The sequence below is a fragment of the Cryobacterium sp. Hh7 genome (genome assembly GCF_004403155.1).
Lineage (GTDB): Bacteria > Actinomycetota > Actinomycetes > Actinomycetales > Microbacteriaceae > Cryobacterium > Cryobacterium levicorallinum.
The window spans coordinates 85,463-102,161 of sequence record NZ_SOHG01000061.1 but is presented as its reverse complement, the minus strand read 5'-3'; the positions used below and the strand labels follow the sequence as shown (position 1 = coordinate 102,161).

Here is a 16,699-nt window from a genome sequence, read left to right as displayed (position 1 = left end):
ATCGAAATCGACTATTCGGTGCAGTGATGGCGTCTACCGTGAGCACCGCCGTAGTTCTGGGCGGGCTCCTGGGGATTGCGCCGAAGCTCGAGGAGGTGCGAGCCGTAACCGCCCACCGCGAGGTCGTGGACGCGCAGAACGCCGAGTATGAGATCGCCCTCGAGAGCTTGCAACACGACTTTGACGGCATCGCAGAATTCCGCACCTATCTGGGCACGTTGCAGACGGCTGTCCCGCCCGACGCGGCGATTCCGGCATTCGTCGGGCAGCTCGAAGTCATCGCTCATCAGAACAATGTGACCCTTGAGTCGTTGGCCCTCGGCGACGCGGTGGCCTATGAACACGTGGCGGGGGCCGCGCTGTCGGCTGGTGCTGGTGCTGGTGCTGGTGATGACGCTGTGCCGCCAGGGATGCCAGTGCCGGATGCGGACTCTGACGACTCTGACGACTCTGACGACTCTGACGACTCTGACGACTCTGACGACTCTGCCGACGCCGCGGCGAACTCGTTCAGCGACGGCGCCTACCTCGCGCTTCCCATCACTATGTCGGTTCAGGGAGCCCAGAGTAATCTCTTTGACTTCGTTGCCGGTCTGCAGCATGGCGAGCGAACCGTGTTCATTTCCACGTTGGTGACCGAGGCCCCCCAGGGAACAGACACCACGGAGCTGGCTATCACCGGGATGATCTACGTGCTTCTGGATCCCAGCGCCCTGGCCCTCGCCCAGTAGTACCTGCCAGGCGCTGGTGGACACCGCGACCGGGGCGTCGCGCCCATCGCGATGGCGCTCACTTCTCCCAGAGGGGTTTCTCCGCGGGGGTGGCGGCACGGTTTTGGCCGGCGGGGCGCCAGGTTTGGGTGGGGTCGAAGATGAGGGGGCCGCGCACCCAGGGGCGTCCGTGTCGCATGTCGATGTCCCAGCCGGACGTTTCGATGCTGCTATGCGCGGCGTTGCAGATGAGAACGGCGTTGTCGATGTCCGTGAGGCCGCCCTTACTCCAGGGAATAACGTGGTGAGCCTGTGTGAGGTGCGGCGGCACGGTGCAGCCGGGGATGACACAGCCACCATCACGGGCCGCTAATGCTCGGCGTTGGCTGGCGGTGAAGAATCGGTTGGTGGTGCCGAGGTGCAATACCTGACCCTGGTGGCCGAACAACACGGGCTGATAGCCGCCGGTGCCGCGCCGCCCATCGTCGGGGTTCCCGGCTGTCGAGCGGCCGCTTCGAACACCGCGCGGAGGATCCCGGCCTGCTTCTCACCGATCGAGCGGATGTCGCCGGGTTCCTGCGGGCAAGGACTGAACACCTGGCCGCCGCTTGCTCCAGTCTGCTCGTCGCGGCCTGCGTGCCGGCCGTGCTGGCCGTCGGTCTGATCGGCGGTCATCGCCGTCGTGGCCACGGACTTATCAAGGTATTCGGAACGACGGAGCACATCCGTCGTGGACAGCACCCGCGCCCCATCAACGACCCGGCCCACACACTTTCCAGCGCGAGCAGCATGGTCAGGGATTCTTCATCACCGAGCGACCCGAAGGACAGCCCACCCAACGCCGCCAACAACGCATCCCGCGCCTGCTCCACCGCCACAATAGTGGGGTTCGAACTGGACTCGCTCGGGTTGTCCATGAACATGGGCGCCATTGCCTCCTTCCCATGATTCTACCCCAATCGAACATAAAAGCGAGAGAAGCTCAGGTGGATTTCTACACGAATTTCGGTGCCACAGCGAATTGGCGGAGCTTCCCGCGCGCTAGAAGGCCCTGACTCCCGTTCGATTGAAAGGTTCGTGCCATCGGAAGCGTTGCGGTGACGTGAGCAACAAATAAAAATAACTATCGAAACTCTGTCACCATTTAATGCAGATCAGGCGAGAGCGATTGATGCGTCGATCCACAAACAGCGTGTGCAGCCATGCCGGGCCCATATTGCGAAAGCGGGCCCATGATCTATCGTGGGCCCGCAGATCGGGCCCGGGCCCGGAACAAAGTGCAGGGTGTGAAACGCGGCGAGGGGGCATGGATCAGGACGAGGGCCCCACAGACACTGCGGGGCGGCAGGGCGAGAGTCTCGGCGAACAGCGAGAGTCCACTGAACGCTGCGGCGCACAGCGAGAGTCCACTGAACGCTGCGGCGCTCAGCGAGAGATCGGGAAAACAGTGACATACCGGGTGCAGACCCCCAGATCGCGGGACTACCGAGCCGGCAGTCTCGTCGTTAGCGTTACGGCTTACGTAGACCTCGGCGAACACGACTTACCCTCGTAGCGCCAGGCCTACCAGCGTCGGTCACCGCACCCTCGATGACCGGTCGTCTTGCCCCGAATAACCAGCGCGGCCGTGTCTTTCGCGGCAATCAGTACCCGACGCCATTGCTTTGCGAGAAGGATCCCATGGACGACCCGAAAATGCCCCCGTCGCCGACCGACAATGCGGGCAGGCACGAGACCCCCGCGGCGAGCGACGCCATCGACTGGCACCCCGTTTCGGCCCGCGATGCGCGGGACGAGAGCCGCCCCGGTGAGGTGCAGGTGCTGCCCCCGCTCCGGGCGCGCACCCGGTCACCCGCCGACGCCACGCCCGGCTCCGTGCCAGAGCCGCGCCCAGGCCATAGTGTTGCCGAGCCGTTCGAGCAGGCCCGTCCGGGGCTAGCTCTCGACCTGGCTCAGCCGGTGCGTCCGCTCGATCGGGCCGATAAAGCGCTCGGTCCGATCGACGCCGACCTGCTCGCGGCGCTCGAGTGTGTCGTCGCGCAGCACGGTTCCGACCTGCACGTCACCGTGGGGTCCCCCCCGATGATCCGCCGAGACGGGGGGCTGGGCTCGATCGACAATGCGCCGATCTGGTCGGCGGAGAAGGCGAGCCGGGCGATCCGCAGCATCCTCTCTGCCCCGCAGCAGAACATCTTCGACCGCGATCACGAGCTGGACTTCGCCTACACGCTGCGCGGCGCAGGCCGGAAAGTCAGCCGGTTTCGGGTCAATGTGCACCAGCAGCGGGGAACGCCCGGGGCTGCCTTTCGACTGATTCCGAGCGAGATCCAAGACCTCAAGTCGCTCGGTATCCCCGAGTCCGTGGCCGAGTTCGCGCAGCTTCCCCGCGGGCTCGTGCTCGTGGCGGGGCCGACCGGCTCGGGAAAGTCAACCACCCTCGCCGCGCTCGTCGACCTCGTCAACAGCACGCGGGCCGACCATATCGTGACCGTCGAGGATCCAATTGAGTTTCTGCACGCGCACAAGAAGTCAGTGGTGACCCAGCGCGAGGTGGGAGCGGATACGGCTAGTTTCGCATCCGCTTTGAAGCACGTGTTGCGGCAGGATCCCGACGTGATTCTGATCGGCGAGCTGCGGGATCTCGAGACAATTCAGGTGGCGCTGACCGCCGCCGAGACCGGGCATCTCGTCTTCGCGACCCTGCACACGCAGAGCGCGGCCCAGACCGTCGACCGCATCGTGGATGTTTTTCCGCCGCACCAGCAAAACCAGGTGCGCGCGCAACTGGCCCAGACGCTGCAGGGCGTGATCTGTCAGGCCCTGGTCAAGTCGGCGACCGGCATCGGGCGTGTGGCGGCCACCGAGATTCTCGTGACGACTCCGGCGATCGCCAATCTCATTCGCGAGGGCAAGACCCACCAGATTGAATCGATGATGCAAACCGGGCGCGAGCGCGGCATGCACACCCTGGATCAGCACCTCGCCGAACTCGTGAACAGCGGCCAGGTCACGCGCCAGGCCGCGCTGGAGAAGGCCCAAAACGCCGTGGGACTCGACAAACTCATTCGTCGCAGCGACACGCCAGGACAGACCGGCGGGTTCTCGTTCGCCGCCGATCCGGGCTTCGTAGAGGCCGGTTTCGCTGCGGCTGGACTTGCGCCGGCGGGATTTGCTCCGGTTGGATTTGCGCCGTCTGGATTTGCGGAGAAGCCGTTTGTCGAGCCCAGCTTCAGGCAGACCAGCTTTCGTGAGGTGGCGGCCGGCCTGCCCGTCGCGAACGGCGTGGCGCCGGCGGACCGCCCGACCGCTGCGACCGCTGACCTCGCCCGGTCGGCGAGCTGATGTCGACCGCCCTCGCTTTTTCTTACACCGGGCGGGACACCGCCGGCAAGAACGTGAAGGGGCAACTGGATGCCCTGAGTGAGTCCCAGGTGGCGTCCCGGCTGAACGCCCTGGGTATCGCCCCCATCTCGATCGCCCCGGTCGTGCCGGGAACCGGGCTCGGGCGGTCACTGACTCTGTCGGTCTTCTCGCGCGGAGTGCGCCTGAAGGACCTCGCCATCATGAGCCGGCAGTTCGCCACCATGATCGGGGCCGGGCTGTCGCTGCTGCGCGCCCTCGGCATCCTCACCGAGCAGACCGAGAGCAAACCCCTCGCCGCTGTGCTCGCCCTGGTCCGCGACGACGTCGAAGCCGGGCAGTCGATCTCGGAGTCGCTCGCGAAGCATCCGCTGACCTTTCCGCCGATCATGGTGAACATGGTTCGCGCCGGTGAGACCGGCGGCTTTCTCGACGGCGCGCTGAACTCGATCGCCGAGAACTTCGAGAAGGAGGTCAAGCTGCGCGGCACCATCAAGTCGGCGATGACCTACCCGGTGATCGTGCTGGCGATGTCGTTCGCCGCCGTTCTGATCATGCTGATCTTCATCGTGCCGATCTTTCAAGACATGTTCACCGGCCTGGGCGGCGCCCTGCCGCTGCCCACCCAACTGCTCGTCGCCCTCTCGGAATCGATGATCTACGTTGTACCGATCGGCGCGGTGCTCGGCGTCGCCTTCGCCCTCTGGTGGCGACGCAACAAACACACCGAGGCCGTGCGCCGCCGACTCGACCCGTTGCGGTTGAAACTGCCGGTGTTCGGGTTGCTGCAGAAGAAGGTCGCGGTGGCACGGTTCAGCCGCAACTTTGCCAATATGCTCGGCGCCGGCGTCCCCATTCTGCAGGCGCTGAAGATCGTGGGGGAGACCAGCGGCAACTGGGCCATCGAAAATGCGCTGACCGAGGTCGGCGAGGCGGTGCGGCGCGGAAAGTCTGTCTCGGAGCCGCTGCTCGAACACCCGGTCTTTCCGGCCATGGTCGTGCAGATGATCGCCGTAGGAGAGGATGCCGGAACGCTCGAGTTGATGCTCGACAAGATCGCCGACTTCTACGACCAGGAGGTGCAATCTGCTACCGAGCAGCTCACCGCCATGATCGAACCGCTGCTGATCGCCTTTCTCGGCGTCGTCATCGGTGGCATGGTGATCGCCCTCTACCTGCCCATCTTCAGCATCGCCAGCATGATCAAGTAAGCCAGCACTGCCCTCGACCCCGCCTCGCGGGTCTTGAGACGCCGGCGTAAAGCGTGCCGGCTTCTTGACCCGCGTTGTGGGGCGTTTGGTGTGCCCGCGGAGTGCGAACGATCCCGTTGTGGGGGTGGGTAATACCCAAAATCACCCTCACTTGTGGGTCGTGCGGAAGAAAAATAGCCCCCTAATCTGAAGCTCCGATCGCACCCTCGGTCGCCAAGAAACACAGCACGTAAGAAACACAGCACCACGAGCCCTTACCCGGCTCGCTTTGTACGGCCCACTTCCAACCCGAATGGACACACCATGATTATTCGCCTGCTCGCTTTACTGAACCAGCGCCGCGCACGCTTCACCGAGAACCAGAAAGGGTTCACGTTGATCGAGCTGCTCGTCGTCGTGATCATCATCGGCATCCTCGCCGCCATCGCCATCCCGGTGTACCTCGGCGTGCAGAACAACGCCAAGGACGCCAGCGTCAAGAGCGACCTCGCCAACGCCAAGACCGCGATCATCGCGCTGCAGACGGAGTCGGGCGCGATGCCCGCTACCGGTGGGTTCAACGAGACGGATATGCCTGGCGTGACCAGCTATGGCTACACCCAAGGCCCGAACACAACCACGATCAACTACGAGCAGCTCACGCCGACGACCTTCTGCATTGGAGCCGTCAGCACAACAAATGCAAAATACTTTGTGACTGACTCTCTCGGCATCACCGATGATGACGACACCGATACCACTTCGTCAACGAACTGCTTCGCCCCCGCCGCAGGCTAGTGGCACCAGCGCATCACCGGCCAAAGCCGGGGCCGCCCTTCGGGCCGCCCCGGCCACCCGGTTCTGCAACATCTCGACCTGACTCTCGCGAAGGAGGCCCGCGTGCACGCTCCAAAACGGCTCAGCCTGGGCCACCTCGCCCGAAACGACGAAGGCGTCAGCCTCATCGAGGTCCTCGTAGCCATGCTGGTCTTCGCCATCATCGCCGTCGGTGTCGGCTACGGACTCGTCACCTCCCTCTATCTCGGCAACGACGCGCGGTCCCGCGAATCGGCCGTCAACCTGGCCGCGCAGGAGATCGACCTCGCCCGCTCGGCCGGAAACGTATTCGCCGTGCTCGAAAGCACCAGCACGGTCGTACAAAACGGCACGACCTTCACCCTGCACCGCTCCACCGACTGGGAAACCACCACCGGTGCCGACGGCAACTGCGGTTCCGGCGGTGGCCAGCTGCGTTACCGCCGCGTCAACGTCACCGTCACCTGGGACAGCATGCGCGCCACGACTCCGGTCGTGCGCGCCGACAGTGCACTCGCCCCCGGCAGCCGCATCAACGATCCGGCACTCGGCACCATCCTCGTGTCGGTGCTGACCGCCTCCGGCAGCGGCGCCGCCGGCGTGGCCATCTCCGCAGCGCCGGGTGTCGTCCCGAACGGCGCTGCGATGCTCAGCGAGGCACCAGCGGCAACGGATGCCGAGGGGTGCAGTTATCTGCTCAAGGTGCAGCCCGGTACCTATGACGTCACCGTCTCCCGCCCCAACTTCGTCGACAAAAATCAGGCGACCAGCGGGGCGCAGACGGTCGGCGTCGCGGCCGGAGGAGCGGCATCCGTCGCCTTCGCCTACGATCTGGCCGGAACCGTCACCGCCCGCTACGGCACGAACTATTCGGAGGGCACGACGCTGCTGCCGAACAACCTGAGCACCACCTTTCGCAGCACCTACGAGCCTTACGCAGCTGTCAACCCGAGCAACGCGAACGTGCAGGACTTTCGGCTGTACCCGTTCGGCTATGAGGTCTTCGCCGGCCGTTTCATCGCGGCCACCCCGAGCACCCCCGGCTGCGTATCGGTCGACCCGGTCGCCTGGATTACCCCGGCCGCCGACGGGGCAATCGGCCTCGCGGCCGCGTCCGTCGGTACGCTTCCCGGCGGCAGTGCCACCGTCAACGTGCCGCTCGGTGTGCTGTCCGTGACCGGCCTGGCCGGGCAATTTTTGCGGGCCGAGTCGACGACCGCGCCGGCCGGCAGCGGGGATCCGGGCTGCGCAGTCGCCACGATCTACAACTTCGGGCAGCTCCCCGCCGACGCCACGACCCAACTCGGCCTGCCGTTCGGCTCCTGGACCTTCTTCTCCGGTGCCGCCAGCGGCTCCGCGACGACGCCCGTGCCCGCTGCAAACCTCGCCGTGCTCACCCGGGGCGTGGCCGCCGGCGGCGTCGTCACCCTCGACCCGCGAGCGGTGGCGCCATGATGCCGCCCCGGAGAAACGACGCCGGTCTGTCGCTGGTCGAGCTGCTCGTGGCGATGCTGCTGCTCGGCGTGTTCATGACCATGATCTCGAGCCTCTATCTGAGCGCCTCCCGTTCGCTCGGCCAGGCAAAGCTGCTCACAGCCAACACCCGGCAGGTGTCCAACGGCATGAACGAGGTCGCCCGGGTCATCCGCGCGGCCACCGAGAACCCGGTGTCCGGGTATCCGCTGCCCGACCCGGCCCTCCTCGAAGCGACCTCGGAAGCGGTGACCCTGTATGCCTACGTCAACCTCGGCATGCCCACCCAACAGCCGGTGAAGATTCGCCTGTCCCTCGACGCCGATAGGCGACTGGTGGAGACCCGCTGGGCCGCCACCGCCCTCAGCGGCGGGTATTTCGGGTTTTCCGGCGAGCCGGAATCGTCGCGCATCATCGCCGAAACCGTGGCGCCGGGCGACCCCGGCACATTTCTATTCGGCTACCGTGACGCCGCCGGCCTGCCTCTGCTCGGCTCAGGGGGCGACGGCACGCTGCTCACCAGCACCGAGCTGCGCAGCGTCGCATCCGTTTCGGTGAATCTCACGGTGCAGGCCACCGTGACGGATGCCCGCAGCGCGGTCACCCTGCACAATACCGTCGGCATGCCCAACGTTGCCGTCGCGGCGGGGGCGTCATGAGCGCCTACCCGTTCTGGCGCCCCTCCCGGCGCCGAAGCACCTGGACGCCCCGAAAGCGATTCGCGTGGCTGAGCGTCTTTCGTCGCCTCATCCGCCGAGAACCGGACGAACGCGGCGCCGCCCTCGTCGTCGTGATCGGCCTCGGCCTGCTGCTGCTCACCCTCGTCGCTACCGCGATGACGTTCTCGGTCAGCGGCAGCCTCAAAGCCTCGAGCGACCAGAACTGGAACGGCGCCATGGCCGCCGCCTATGCCGGTGTGGCCGACTACGAAAGCCGCCTCGCCAACGACAACACCTACTACCGGTTCGGCAACCCGGCGGCAAGCTTCAGCGCGGGCAGCACAGTCACTGCGCCCTCGGCGGCCACCGAGAACCCGGCATTCGGCCTCGGCACCGACGGCGCCTGGGGCACCGTCACCGGCAGCGGCGGTACCGCGTCTTTCCGCTACGAGGTCGACAACGCGGCCTATGCGTCGTCGGGGGTGTTGCGCATCCGCTCCACCGGACGGGTGGGAGCCGTGACCCGCAGCATCGTCGCCAATATCCGGCAGGACGGCTTCATCGACTACCTCTACTTCACCGTGTATGAGATGCAGGACCCGGCGCAGAGCGGGATCACGACGTCCGGCTGCGCCGACACCTACGCCTGGGCCGGTCGGCCGATGCCCTCCGGCGGCACGAGCGTGTGCGGCGACATCGCCTTCGGCAGCAGCGACCTCGTCAACGGTCCGGCGCACTCCAACGACACCATGCGCATCTGCGGGGCCACGTTCAACGGCACGATCACGACGGGCGATCCGGGAGCGCCCGGTGCGAATTACCTCAAGAAAGCCTCCGACGGCAGCGACTGCTCTGGGCAGGTTTTCAACGGCGGCCAGCCGACGACCAGCCCGGTCATCGCGATGCCGGCTACCAACATGCAGCTCAAGCAGGAAACCCGGACGGACGCCGGTATAAACGCTCCGGGTTGCCTCTACACCGGCCCGACCAGCATCGTACTGAACAGCTCGGGCACCATGACCATCCGTTCGCCCTGGACCAAGAAGACCCGCATCGTCGGGGACCCGGCGACGTCGGGCAGCACGCCGGCGGCCTGCGGCCTGCCGGGAACGGCCAATGGCCGGCTCGGCTCGACGGCCGGCGCCACCGTCCCGGTGTTGAACGCGAACCTGCTCTTTGTGCAGAGCGTTCCGGGCGTCGTCACTGATGCGAACTATACGAGCAGCACCGACTGGCCCAGCGGCCAAAGCGCGGCCACCTGCTCCGTCGGCAACGGTATCGGCTTTCCCGTGACGCATGAAACCGCGCCAAGCGCCCGGTCCTATGACTGCCGCAAGGGAGATGCCTTCGTGATGGGAACCCTGGACGGCACGATGACCATCGCCACCGACAACTTTCTCTACGTCACCGGCGACATCATTTATTCGGATGCATCCACCGACGTGCTCGGGCTGGTCGCGCAGAATGCCATCTGGGTTTGGAACCCGTACTGCGACAGTACGCATGGGGAGGTTTGCCCGGGGGTCGGCCTCGGTGAAGGTGGCGCCATCCTGCCTGACAATCGGCGCATCGACGCGGCCATGCTCTCGCTCGACCACACCATTCAGGTGCAGAACTACGACCGCGGCGGCAATCAGGGCGTGCTGACCATCAACGGGTCGCTCGCCCAGAAATATCGCGGCTCCGTGCGAATGACCAACAGTGGCGGCGCCAACGGGTACAGCAAGAACTACACCTACGATCCGCGCTTTCGCTACATTGCGCCGCCCAAATTCCTCTCACCGGTGTCGGCCCGCTACAGCGTGAACCTGCTGGTTGAAGTGAGTTCGGCGTTCACCGCGCGGGGAGCGACGGTTCCGTAATGACCGGCCGCGCCCAGCATCCACTCGTCAGTTCACCCATCCCTATTTATAAGGAGCACTTCTCGTGGCTCAGAGCATCGTCGGAATAGACATCGGCACCGCGCACCTGCGCGCTGTCGAGGTGCGGGGTCCCGGCAAGCCCCGGCCAATGCTGCTGCGCTATCACGAGGTGTCGCTGCCGCCTGGAGCCGTCATCGCCGGCGAGGTGATCGAGCCGAACACGGTGGCCGCCGCGCTCAAAGCGCTGTGGTCTGGCGGTGGGTTCCGTTCCCGCCAGGTAGTGCTCGGCATGGGCAACCAGCGCGTGCTGGCCCGCGACCTGAGCGTGCCCAAAATGTCGCTCGCGCGCATTCGACAGGCGCTCCCGTTCGAGGTGCAGGACCTGCTGCCGGTACCGGTCGCCGACGCACTGCTCGACTTCTATCCCATCTCGGAGTCAACGACCGAGCACGGCCCAACCGTGAACGGGCTGCTCATCGCGGCCGTCAAGGCGGCCGTCGTCGCCAATGTCTCCGCGGTGCGTCTGGCCGGGCTGAGAACCATCGACGTCGACCTGATCCCTTTCGCGGTCAGCCGTCTGCTGGTCACCCGCCCCGGCATCGACGGCGTCGTGGCCGTCATCGACCTCGGCGCGACGACCACGAGCATCGTGATCACCCGTAACGGTGTACCCCAGTTCGTGCGCATCATCCCCACCGGAGCCAACGATCTCACCCAGGCTCTCAGCGACGGTTTGCAAACGGATGCCGCCGCCGCCGAGCAGCTGAAACGTCGCGTCGGTCTGCCGGCCGCGACCGAATCGTCCGCCGCCGCAGTGCTGTTCGACGCCGCAGTGCCGGATTCCAGCCCGATCGAGGCGGCCGCCGCCCGCATCATTGCGAACACCATGCACGACCAGCTCGGCAGCATCGTCAACACGCTCAGCTACTTCGCCAACACCCGGCCGAGCGATCCAGTGTCGGCCATCGTACTCAGCGGTGGGGGAGCCGAGCTTCCCGGCCTGGCCGAGGCGGTCTCGAAATTGACCCGCCTCGGCGTGACCCGGGGGAATCCGCTCGCAACGGTGGGTCTCGCATCCGTTATCGATGCTCAAGCGCTGCGGCTGAGCGGCTCCGCCTACACCGTGGCCCTCGGCCTCGCGCTCGGGCGTGCAGCATGAGACGCGCTTCGAACGACGATGTGCCCGTCATCGGCGGCGACCAACGGGTCGACCTGCTGCCGCCGGAGGTGCGAGCCGAGCGGCGCGGCCAGCGGCAACGGCGCAGCCTCGCCCTCGGCGTCACTGGCATCGCCGTGCTCGTCGCCCTCGGAGTCGGCGCGTCAACGGCGCTCGCGCTGAGCGCCCAAACCAAACTCGCGACCGAGCAGGCCCGCACCGAAACCCTGCTGACCGAACAGGGCAAGTACTTCGCCGTGCGGTCGTTGCAACACCAGATCGCGCTGAGCGAGGCGGCGCAGCAGCTGGGCGCCTCGACTGAAATTGACTGGAAGGGCTACCTCGACGCAGCGCAGGGCACCCTGCCGAGCAGCGTCGCGATCGGCACGGTACAGGTGGATTCGGCGACCCCGCTCGCGGCATACACCCAGGCGACCGCACCGCTGCAGGGACTGCGGGTGGCGACCGTGTCGTTCACCGCGACGAGCGCCGTGCTGCCGGACATTCCAGCCTGGCTGAACGCGCTCAGTACGCTCGACGGCTTTGCCGATGCGCTGCCGGGCTCGGTCTCGCTCGACCAGAACTTGGGCAGCTATACCGTCACCATCACGATGCACGTCAATGACGTGGCGTTCGCGCACCGCTTCGACCCGCCGAAAAAGGACTAGCCATGGACAAGAACAAGCTCTGGCTCATCGGTTCGATGCTGGTGACGAGCGTCATCGTCGTTCTCGGCGTGCTTCTCGGAGTGCAGCCGCAGCTCGACAGCATGAACGCCGCCGACGCGAGCCGGGCGGCCGTGCAGAGCACGAATGCCGGGCACGTCGCCCTGCTCGCCCGCCTCAAGCACGACTTCGAAGACCTGGACGCGCTGACCGCGACGGCTGAGGCGCTCGCCGAATCCGTGCCGAGCGGCTCGGCCATGCCGGCCTTCGTCGACCAGCTCGACGCCCAGGCCCAGGCGGTGGGCCTCACCCTCACCGGAATGACCGTGACCGAGGCGCAGGCCTATGTGCCTGTGCTGCCCGAGGTCCCGGCGGCTGCGGCTGCGGCTGCGACTTCTACTGGGTCGGCCGCGCCGGATTCAGAAGGCGCGTCTGCGGCGGCTTCTTCGGCCGCGGAGGCTGCAACGCCAGCGCCCGTCGCGCTGATCACGGAGAGCAACTTTGCCGCCTTCCCGCTGCAGATCACCGTGACGGGAACCTACGCCCAGGTGCTTGAATTCGTCGCCAGTGTGCAATCCGGGAGCCGATTGTTCCTCGTGCACGGGATCGATACGGCGCAGGCCTCCGGCGAAGAGACCTTGGTGGACGCGACCATCTCTGGACTGGTGTATTCGCTGGTAGCGGCGACGACATCCGTTGGATAACGGCGCGGCACGCCGAGTCTCCATGGCATTTGCCGTGCCCTTGGTACACTAAAGGCCAGTCACGGCGAAGGCCACGAGGAGTTCAGCATGAGCGACAACACGCCACTTGACGGCAAGAAGAATTCTGAAACGGATGCAACGGCGTCGCCCGACGAGACCGCTCGCGGGCATGCCGTGCCGGAGCCTGCAGTAGTACCTTCAGCGGAGGCAGCTTCGCCTGAGCCGGTGCAGGAGCCCCTCGTCATCGACTATGACGCCATCAACGCCAACCTGAGCGCGGCCGAACGTGCCGATGCCGCGACCGCTTCGGCGAATTCTCGCAACCTGTCGCCGATGTCGACGGCCCAGCCGGTTGCATCGGCCGACGTTGCCGCCCCGAGCCTCGCCGACGACTACGCCGACTCCTATACTCCGGCGGCCACCGTGCCGGCCCGGAGCACGGCCATCGATTCAGAACCCGTGGTCACCGCGTCGGCTCCCCTCGTTGTCGGAACGCCCGCCGCCGCTTCCACTGTGCCGGTCGATGACGTGCCGGTCGACGCGCCGGCGCCCGTTGCTCCGGCCTACGCCGCGCCCGCAGCCCAGTCGCCGATCTACGTGCAGGCGCCGACCAAGCCGCGCCCCCGCAGCAACCGGGGCGGTGGCATCCTGATCGCCTTGCTCGCCACGGTGGTTTTCGCCCTGCTCTACGCTGCAGCCGCCTTCATCATCATCGGAGTGACCAGCACCAGCGTCGCCGCGACCGTGACCGGGTTCACCACCTTTGCTGCGCTGCCGGTCTTCTACATCCCCATCCTGTTCTTCTTCCTCGCCTATGTCGGACTGATCGCTCTGGTCAACCGGGGCGGCTGGTGGGCGTACGTGCTGTTCGGATTCATCGTCGCCGTCGTCGTCTACTTCTCTTACATCGGCGGGGCGCTGCTCGGCCTCGTCTTCGATGGAACGGTCGACACGGTCGGTGTTGCCGACCTCAGTCGCTTCGTGTCTTCGCTCTGGCTGAACCCGGGCGCGATCGCCGCCGGACTCATCGCCCGCGAGGTTCCGATCTGGGCCGGCGCCTGGATCGCCCGTCGCGGACGCCGCGTCACCGCCCGCAACCTCGAGGCCCGCACCGAGTACGAGCGCCTGCTCGCCGACGGCCCGCACCCCACCCGCCCGTAACGTTCTTTTTTTGGCCCCGGCCGCCCCAAGGGGTGGCCGGGGCTTCGTGCTGTGCAGACGGGACTCCGATGGACGGTCGGGGCCCGGGCCCCGACCGTGGGCCCAGTTTAGAAACTGGGCCTGGGTTCAGAGGGGGCCCAGTCTTCACGCCAGCCGCGGCATCCGCTTCGCTGCACCGTGTGCGGCTGCTCGCGCTGCGCCCGCGGGCCTACGCTAGAGCCATGCGGGAATACCGAAAGTACGCGATCACCATGGCGGCCTTTTCGGTCGTCCTCTATGTGGCCCTCATCGTGGCGTCATTCGGGGTGCTCAGCCTGCTGCTCAATCGCGACGTCATCAACGAAACGGATGCCGGTGCCCTCCTCGGCCCCCTCATGGTCACGACCGCGGTCCTCGCCCTGGTCTGGGTCATTCTCTCCGCAGTGCTGCGCTCGCCCGAGCGCCTCACTCAGGTGCCGCCGCTGCCGATCTTCCTCGCCGGAGTCGCTGCCTACCTGGCCTATTGCGTCTTCGGGGGAGTCTTCTACAGCCTCGGCGCCGGCGAACTCTTTCGCTCGGTAATCTTCATCGGCGGCGAGATGACGAGCCCCTTCGCGATCTCCGTCGCGGTCTGCGGCTGGCTCATCGCGTTTCTCTACTTCGTCGTGCTGCTGGCCAAGCCCGACGGATCCGGCACCCCCGAGTGGCCCTGGCAGAAGGACGACGACAACGAGCCTCGATGATGGGGTCGTTCGAGGCATGTCGCGGGTAACGCCGGTCGAGTACCCTTATGCAGTATGGAAGGGTCCATCGAATCGCGCGTCAACCATGAGGTTGAGAACTGGCTGCGTTGGATCACCCGGTGGCGGCCCGCAACGCACCGCGGCCGCGCACGGCTCTGCCGTCAGTGCTTCGGCTCGCCGATCATCGCGTCGGCCGGACTCGCCGTCGACGTGCCCCACGTTGTGCAGCACGCCCTTTCCATGCGCATGAAGATCGTCATCGATGCATCGGTCGATGAATACACCGAGCGCAACCTCCCGCTGCTCGCGCACGAACTCAACCTGAGCGAGCGCCGTCAATCCGCGCAGGCGTATCGCCCGGCCGAAGGGCTCGAGCCGGAATTTCGCGGCCTCGACCTTGACCCGCAACCCGCAGCGGATGCCCCCTACCTCTTCACCTTCAGCGAACTCGCCGGCCTGGAACCCCCCGGTTCACCACCTGCGGACCCCAAGCCTGCCGCCCCGGGCGGTGACTTCGAGTCCGAACCCGGTCAAGGTCCCGGCCGGAACCCGCAGGCCGACCACGACCCAGACGAAACAGCGCAGGAGCCCCTCCCGCCGCTCACCCCCGAAGAAAAGGCCGCCCTCCGGGTAGAAATCGGCCTCGCCGACGAGTTCGCCACCCAGGTCGGCCGCAGGGTCTGTGCCGAACTCCAGCAACAGCAGCCTCGCCTGCTCGCCGCGATCGCCGAGCACGTCGAGCCCCAGGTGCAGGCCCTGCTCGCCGACCTCGACAGCACCCTCGACTCCCCGCTCTGGCCGCGCAATCCCTAGCCGAGCCCGCGCATTCGCTCTAATACGAGGGGCAAATACCGACCGGGCCCGGGCCCGGAAACCGGGCCCACGATAGATCATGGGCCCAGCGACCGGGCCCAGGCCCGGGAAGTAGAAGTGCAGGAGAAGGGGTGCGCGGCGGCACCTGCGACGCGGGGCACAACCCATTTGACCGTCAAGGCCCCGCCGGGCTAGAATTACCGGGTGTGCGCTTTGTCGTGCGCCTGAATTATGCCCTCCTGAGAGCACAGGTGCGAGATTCCACACATGTAGGGCTGGTCGAAGGCCATGCCCCCACGGCATACCCACCAAAACACGCGCGAGCAATCGTGTGGGTTCAAGCGGGTCCAGATGAACTCGACCTAACTCGCAAGAGCTAAGTCGAATGCTAACCATCACAAAGCTGTCACCGTGCAGCAATATCAAGGAGTAATTAGTGCCCACCATTCAGCAGTTGGTCAGGAAGGGCCGTAGCCCCAAGGTCACCAAGACCAAGGCTCCCGCCCTGAAGTCCAACCCGCAGCAGCGCGGCGTTTGCACCCGCGTCTACACCACCACCCCGAAGAAGCCGAACTCGGCTCTTCGCAAGGTCGCCCGCGTCAAGCTTTCCAACGGCACCGAGGTCACCGCCTACATTCCCGGCGAGGGCCACAACCTGCAGGAGCACTCCATGGTGCTCGTGCGCGGAGGCCGTGTTAAGGACCTCCCCGGTGTGCGTTACAAAATCATTCGCGGCGCACTGGACACCCAGGCCGTCAAGAACCGTAAGCAGGCACGTAGCCGCTACGGCGCAAAGATGGAGAAGAAGTAATGCCCCGTAAAGGACCCGCTCCCAAGCGCCCTGTCATTGCCGACCCGGTTTACGGTGCACCCATCGTCAGCCAGCTCGTCAACAAGATCCTTCTCGATGGCAAAAAGGGCCTCGCCGAGCGCATCGTTTACGATGCCCTCGCCGGAGTGTCCGCCAAGAACGAGCTGGATGCCGTTGTCACGCTGAAGAAGGCGCTCGACAACGTCCGTCCGACCCTCGAGGTGCGTTCGCGCCGCGTCGGTGGTTCCACCTACCAGGTTCCGGTTGAGGTCAAGCCGCACCGCGCCAACACCCTGGCGCTTCGCTGGTTGACCAGCTACGCCAAGGCGCGTCGCGAGAAGACCATGACCGAGCGTCTCACCAACGAGATCCTCGACGCGAGCAACGGCCTCGGTGCCGCTGTCAAGCGTCGTGAAGACACTCACAAGATGGCTGAAGCGAACAAGGCCTTCGCTCACTACCGCTGGTAGCTAGCTCCATCGAGCATTCCTGATCAGCTATTCAGGCGCGTGTCGGCATAGTCGGCGCGCGCCTGAACACAGCTGAGAAGCGGATGCTTACGGCCCTGTTCTGCATTTCCACCCCTACCCGCTGGAG

17 protein-coding genes are annotated in these 16,699 nt (G+C 66.0%); 16 read left to right on the top strand and 1 reads right to left on the bottom strand.

What is annotated here, in order from left to right; genetic code table 11:
- Positions 1-38: 38 nt before the first annotated feature.
- Positions 39-731, top strand: coding sequence for a hypothetical protein (locus tag E3T43_RS19000; protein ID WP_194088241.1), 693 nt, complete (start codon positions 39-41; stop codon positions 729-731).
- Positions 732-789: 58 nt separating this feature from the next.
- Here E3T43_RS19000 and E3T43_RS16055 read toward each other — a convergent pair whose 3' ends face one another.
- Positions 790-1,161, bottom strand: a complete 372-nt coding sequence (locus E3T43_RS16055) for an HNH endonuclease signature motif containing protein (protein ID WP_134473150.1) — start codon at positions 1,159-1,161, stop codon at positions 790-792.
- A 185-nt stretch (positions 1,162-1,346) separates the two neighbouring features.
- Here E3T43_RS16055 and E3T43_RS16050 point away from each other — a divergent pair, with 185 nt between their 5' ends.
- The 15 genes from E3T43_RS16050 (at position 1,347) to rpsG (ending at position 16,572) form a co-directional block, all read left to right on the top strand.
- Positions 1,347-1,658 (top strand): hypothetical protein, encoded by a 312-nt coding sequence (locus E3T43_RS16050; protein WP_134473149.1) that lies wholly within the window; start codon positions 1,347-1,349, stop codon positions 1,656-1,658.
- 732 nt (positions 1,659-2,390) lie between these two features.
- The gene (locus E3T43_RS19365) at positions 2,391-4,052 is read left to right on the top strand and encodes a type IV pilus twitching motility protein PilT (RefSeq protein ID WP_304999041.1); all 1,662 of its coding nucleotides are present in this window, start codon (positions 2,391-2,393) and stop codon (positions 4,050-4,052) included.
- Entirely contained in the window at positions 4,052-5,281 is a 1,230-nt protein-coding gene (locus E3T43_RS16035; protein ID WP_134473147.1) for a type II secretion system F family protein, read from the top strand. Before E3T43_RS19365 ends, E3T43_RS16035 begins: the two co-directional genes overlap by 1 nt.
- Before the next feature lie 303 nt (positions 5,282-5,584).
- The gene (locus tag E3T43_RS19585) at positions 5,585-6,058 is read left to right on the top strand and encodes a type II secretion system protein (RefSeq protein ID WP_134473146.1); all 474 of its coding nucleotides are present in this window, start codon (positions 5,585-5,587) and stop codon (positions 6,056-6,058) included.
- Positions 6,059-6,160: 102 nt separating this feature from the next.
- The gene (locus E3T43_RS16025) at positions 6,161-7,531 is read left to right on the top strand and encodes a prepilin-type N-terminal cleavage/methylation domain-containing protein (RefSeq protein ID WP_166791355.1); all 1,371 of its coding nucleotides are present in this window, start codon (positions 6,161-6,163) and stop codon (positions 7,529-7,531) included.
- Positions 7,528-8,208 carry a type II secretion system protein J gene (locus E3T43_RS16020; protein ID WP_134473144.1) on the top strand — a complete coding sequence of 227 codons (681 nt, stop codon included), beginning with the start codon at positions 7,528-7,530 and terminating at the stop codon, positions 8,206-8,208. The genes E3T43_RS16025 and E3T43_RS16020 overlap by 4 nt, the downstream gene beginning before the upstream one ends.
- The gene (locus E3T43_RS16015) at positions 8,205-10,070 is read left to right on the top strand and encodes a hypothetical protein (protein WP_241979040.1); all 1,866 of its coding nucleotides are present in this window, start codon (positions 8,205-8,207) and stop codon (positions 10,068-10,070) included. The genes E3T43_RS16020 and E3T43_RS16015 overlap by 4 nt, the downstream gene beginning before the upstream one ends.
- 64 nt (positions 10,071-10,134) lie before the next feature.
- The gene (pilM, locus tag E3T43_RS16010; protein WP_134441167.1) at positions 10,135-11,229 is read left to right on the top strand and encodes a type IV pilus assembly protein PilM; all 1,095 of its coding nucleotides are present in this window, start codon (positions 10,135-10,137) and stop codon (positions 11,227-11,229) included.
- Positions 11,226-11,894 (top strand): hypothetical protein, encoded by a 669-nt coding sequence (locus E3T43_RS16005; protein WP_134473143.1) that lies wholly within the window; start codon positions 11,226-11,228, stop codon positions 11,892-11,894. The genes pilM and E3T43_RS16005 overlap by 4 nt, the downstream gene beginning before the upstream one ends.
- 2 nt (positions 11,895-11,896) lie before the next feature.
- The gene (gene pilO / locus E3T43_RS16000) at positions 11,897-12,595 is read left to right on the top strand and encodes a type 4a pilus biogenesis protein PilO (protein ID WP_134473142.1); all 699 of its coding nucleotides are present in this window, start codon (positions 11,897-11,899) and stop codon (positions 12,593-12,595) included.
- A gap of 87 nt (positions 12,596-12,682) precedes the next feature.
- The gene (locus E3T43_RS15995) at positions 12,683-13,756 is read left to right on the top strand and encodes a hypothetical protein (RefSeq protein ID WP_134473141.1); all 1,074 of its coding nucleotides are present in this window, start codon (positions 12,683-12,685) and stop codon (positions 13,754-13,756) included.
- Between the two features lie 221 nt (positions 13,757-13,977).
- Positions 13,978-14,478 carry a DUF6121 family protein gene (locus tag E3T43_RS15990; RefSeq protein WP_134473140.1) on the top strand — a complete coding sequence of 167 codons (501 nt, stop codon included), beginning with the start codon at positions 13,978-13,980 and terminating at the stop codon, positions 14,476-14,478.
- A gap of 54 nt (positions 14,479-14,532) precedes the next feature.
- The gene (locus E3T43_RS15985) at positions 14,533-15,291 is read left to right on the top strand and encodes a spermidine/putrescine ABC transporter substrate-binding protein (RefSeq protein WP_134473139.1); all 759 of its coding nucleotides are present in this window, start codon (positions 14,533-14,535) and stop codon (positions 15,289-15,291) included.
- Positions 15,292-15,727: 436 nt separating this feature from the next.
- Positions 15,728-16,102, top strand: coding sequence for a 30S ribosomal protein S12 (gene rpsL / locus E3T43_RS15980; RefSeq protein WP_035834602.1), 375 nt, complete (start codon positions 15,728-15,730; stop codon positions 16,100-16,102).
- Positions 16,102-16,572, top strand: coding sequence for a 30S ribosomal protein S7 (gene rpsG / locus E3T43_RS15975; protein WP_092107221.1), 471 nt, complete (start codon positions 16,102-16,104; stop codon positions 16,570-16,572). Before rpsL ends, rpsG begins: the two co-directional genes overlap by 1 nt.
- Positions 16,573-16,699 lie beyond the last annotated feature (127 nt).

What these genes read in the sequence shown, in the direction of transcription:
- E3T43_RS16020 (WP_134473144.1), top strand. Translation starts at nt 7,528, where the DNA reads ATGATGCCGCCCCGGAGAAACGACGCCGGTCTGTCGCTGGTCGAGCTG.
- E3T43_RS19585 (WP_134473146.1), top strand. Translation starts at nt 5,585, where the DNA reads ATGATTATTCGCCTGCTCGCTTTACTGAACCAGCGCCGCGCACGCTTC.
- E3T43_RS16005 (WP_134473143.1), top strand. Translation starts at nt 11,226, where the DNA reads ATGAGACGCGCTTCGAACGACGATGTGCCCGTCATCGGCGGCGACCAA.
- pilO (WP_134473142.1), top strand. Translation starts at nt 11,897, where the DNA reads ATGGACAAGAACAAGCTCTGGCTCATCGGTTCGATGCTGGTGACGAGC.
- E3T43_RS16015 (WP_241979040.1), top strand. Translation starts at nt 8,205, where the DNA reads ATGAGCGCCTACCCGTTCTGGCGCCCCTCCCGGCGCCGAAGCACCTGG.
- E3T43_RS15995 (WP_134473141.1), top strand. Translation starts at nt 12,683, where the DNA reads ATGAGCGACAACACGCCACTTGACGGCAAGAAGAATTCTGAAACGGAT.
- E3T43_RS19365 (WP_304999041.1), top strand. Translation starts at nt 2,391, where the DNA reads ATGGACGACCCGAAAATGCCCCCGTCGCCGACCGACAATGCGGGCAGG.
- E3T43_RS15985 (WP_134473139.1), top strand. Translation starts at nt 14,533, where the DNA reads ATGGAAGGGTCCATCGAATCGCGCGTCAACCATGAGGTTGAGAACTGG.
- E3T43_RS16035 (WP_134473147.1), top strand. Translation starts at nt 4,052, where the DNA reads ATGTCGACCGCCCTCGCTTTTTCTTACACCGGGCGGGACACCGCCGGC.
- E3T43_RS15990 (WP_134473140.1), top strand. Translation starts at nt 13,978, where the DNA reads ATGCGGGAATACCGAAAGTACGCGATCACCATGGCGGCCTTTTCGGTC.
- rpsG (WP_092107221.1), top strand. Translation starts at nt 16,102, where the DNA reads ATGCCCCGTAAAGGACCCGCTCCCAAGCGCCCTGTCATTGCCGACCCG.